General features: G+C 70.0%; 3 protein-coding genes. All 3 read right to left on the bottom strand.

Annotated features, from left to right (window positions below; translation table 11 throughout):
- Nucleotides 1-1,234: sensor histidine kinase (locus AC1DY2_RS18555; RefSeq protein WP_476763752.1), on the bottom strand; the 1,234-nt coding region annotated here is incomplete at its 3' end.
- Between the two features lie 31 nt (nt 1,235-1,265).
- Nucleotides 1,266-1,958, bottom strand: a complete 693-nt coding sequence (locus tag AC1DY2_RS18560; protein ID WP_056734571.1) for a response regulator transcription factor — start codon at nt 1,956-1,958, stop codon at nt 1,266-1,268.
- 40 nt (nt 1,959-1,998) lie between these two features.
- A partial coding sequence (locus AC1DY2_RS18565) for a helix-turn-helix domain-containing protein (protein WP_476763753.1) occupies nt 1,999-2,527 on the bottom strand: 529 nt, incomplete at its 5' end.

A 2,527-nucleotide genomic window follows, 5' to 3' on the forward strand; every position in this document is an offset into this window, starting at 1 on the left:
GTCGACGGCCGCGAAGCCGCGCGAGGGTCGCGCCGGCGAAGGAGATGGCGCCGGTCGCCGGTCGCTCCGCCTCGAGCTCCACCTCGAGCTCGGGCGCCGGGCTCGCGGCATCCGTGGTGCCGACCTCCTCGGGCGCGATCACCGTCACCGTGCGGGCGGGGTTCGCCGCCATCGCGTCGAGCGCGGCATCGCGCGCGAGCGGCACGAGGTCGACCTCGGCGAGCTCGAGCGGCTTGGCCTCATCGAGCCGGGCCAGGGCCAGGAGGTCCTCGACGAGGCCGCCCATGCGGATGGCCTCCTTCTCGATGCGGTCCATGGCCTGCGCGACCTCTTCGGGGCTCTGCAGGGCGCCCATGCGGTACAGCTCCGCGTAGCCGCGCACCGACACGAGGGGCGTGCGCAGCTCATGCGAGGCGTCGCCGACGAAGCGGCGCATCTGCTCGATGGTGCGCGCGCGGTCCCGGAACGCGCGGTCGATGCGGTTGAGCATCGTGTTGAGCGAGCGGTTGAGCCGGCCGACCTCGGTGTTGGGCGTGGCCCCGCCGAGGCGCTGGCTGAAGTCGCCGTCGGCGATCGCGGCGGCCGTGCGCTCCACCTCGCGCAGCGGCGTGAACGTCGAGGTCACGAGCATGCGGGTCAGCAGGGCGCCGATGAGCACGACGCCGAGCCCGAAGCCGAGGAAGATGGTGAGGTAGACGGCGAGCAGCTGCTCGGTCGCCTTCGACGACACGGCGATGATGATCGGCGCGTAGGTGCCGTGCTGGTCGGCCGTCATGAGCGCGGCCACGGCCCGGAAGGTCGAGTTGCCGTCGGCATCCCGCAATGGGAACACCTGGTAGCCGCCGGCGTTCTTCTCGTTGACCATCGCGGGCGTCAGCATGGCGGGCAGCTGCGGCAGCTCGGCGCGGTCGCGGTCGCCCCAGTTGTGCGCCCACTTGCCCGTCTGCTCGTCGTAGACGGCGACGAACACGTCTTCGGCGGGCCGGAACGCGAGGTCGTCGAGGTTGGTGCCCGGATCGGCGTCGCCGCCCTCGTCGGTGAAGTACTTCATGAGGTCGCCCGACGCGATGGCCGCGAGCTTGCCCTTCGTCTGCTCCTCGACGTAGGAGCGGAGCATGGCGGCCGTGCCGATGCCGGAGACGAGCAGCCCGAGGGTCAGCATCAGGACCGTCACACCCGTGATCTTGGTGCGCAGGGAGATGCGGTTCCACCGCTCGTTGATCGTCTGATGCATGGCTGCCCGAGTCTAGGCGGCGAAGCCTGAGTCAGGGCTTGGAGGACTTCAGCATGTACCCGAATCCCCGCTTCGTCTGGATCAGCGGCTCGTTCGAGTGCTGGTCGAGCTTGCGGCGGAGGTAGGAGATGTAGCTCTCGACGATGCCGGCGTCCCCGTTGAAGTCGTACTCCCATACGTGGTCGAGGATCTGGGCCTTCGAGAGCACGCGGTTCGGGTTCAGCATGAGGTAGCGGAGCAGCTTGAACTCGGTGGGGGAGAGCTCGACGGGCACGTCGCCGACGAGCACCTCGTGGGTGTCCTGGTCCATGGTCAGCTCGCCGGTGCGGATGACCGCGTCCTCCTCGGCGTGCATGGTGCGCCGCAGGATCGCCTTGATGCGCGCCACGATCTCGTCGAGGCTGAACGGCTTGGTGACGTAGTCGTCGCCGCCGACCGTGAGGCCGGTGATCTTGTCCTCGGTGTCGTCCTTCGCGGTGAGGAACAGGATGGGGGCGGTGTAGCCCGCCGAGCGGAGTCGCTTGGTGACGCCGAATCCGTTCATGTCGGGCAGCATGACGTCGAGGATGATCAGGTCGGGCTCCTCCTCGAGCACGGCCGAGATGGTCTGCGCGCCGTTGCCGACGGCGCGCACGGCGAAGCCGGCGAACCGGAGGCTCGTGGTGAGGAGATCGCGGATGTTGGGCTCGTCATCGACGATGAGAATGCGTGGTCCATCGCTCATGGGGTCATTCTCTTGACGTTCGCTGTGATCTGCCTGTGAGTCACTTGGATGCTCCGGATGCCGCGGAGATCCGCAGGCAGCATCCGCCGGCGCCCGGATCGAGGTGCACCCGATCGGCGTCGTCGCCGACCTCCTGCGCCATGGCGCAGACCAGGGCGTGGTTGAGGTCGCAGACGACCTCGGGATGCTGCGCCGCGAGCTTGTGGAAGGGGCAGGTGCCGAGCACGGTGTCCCCGCCGTCGGGGCGCGGTTCGAACCCCGACCGTTCGAGGGCGACGTCGAGCGCCGGTGCGCCGAGGGCGAGGCGACGGCCGGCGCGATCGGCCGCGTCGTGCAGCGCGGCCTTCGGAGAGGCGCCCGTCATCGCCTGCTGGATCGCGTCGGCCATGACACCGCCGGCGACGGCGTACAGGCGACGGGGCAGGTCGAGCGCGAACTCCCGGTCGCTGCGCCGGTAGAGCTTCGACGGACGCCCCGCCCCCGGCCCGGAGCGGCCGTTGAGGCGGCGGAACTCCACGGCGAGCAGGCCCGCTGCGGCCAGGCGCTCGAGGTGGAACGCGGCGGTGGAG

Source organism: Agromyces sp. P1_H4 (assembly GCF_056405255.1).

Excerpts from the sequence above, each read along its gene's own strand:
- AC1DY2_RS18560 (WP_056734571.1), bottom strand. The coding sequence starts at position 1,958 with ATGAGCGATGGACCACGCATTCTCATCGTCGATGACGAGCCCAACATC.